Raw genomic sequence first — 424 nt, forward strand, 5'->3', positions numbered from 1 at the left:
GTACCCAGATTCATGGTGCGGGACAGCAGGTTGCGTGCACGAATGGTTAACTCGCGAGGGTTGAACGGCTTGGTGATGTAGTCATCCGCGCCGATTTCCAGACCAAGAATTTTATCAACCTCGTTGTCACGGCCTGTCAGGAACATCAACGCGACGTTCGCCTGTTCACGCAGTTCGCGCGCCAGAAGAAGCCCGTTTTTGCCCGGCAGGTTGATATCCATAATCACCAGGTTGATATCATTTTCAGAAAGGATCTGATGCATCTCTGCGCCATCGGTCGCTTCAAAGACATCGTAGCCTTCTGCTTCGAAAATGCTCTTTAACGTGTTGCGTGTTACCAACTCGTCTTCAACGATAAGAATGTGCGGGGTCTGCATGTTTGCTACCTAAATTGCCAACTAAATCGAAACAGGAAGTACAAAAG

General features: G+C 49.3%; 1 protein-coding gene. It reads right to left on the reverse strand.

Going from position 1 to position 424, the window contains the following annotated elements; genetic code table 11:
• Window positions 1-377: response regulator (locus tag WCE05_RS26165; RefSeq protein ID WP_368816860.1), on the reverse strand; the 377-nt coding region annotated here is incomplete at its 3' end.
• Window positions 378-424 lie beyond the last annotated feature (47 nt).

The sequence above is a fragment of the Pseudomonas sp. I2 genome (assembly GCF_040984075.1).
Taxonomy (GTDB): Bacteria; Pseudomonadota; Gammaproteobacteria; order Pseudomonadales; family Pseudomonadaceae; genus Aquipseudomonas; species Aquipseudomonas guariconensis_B.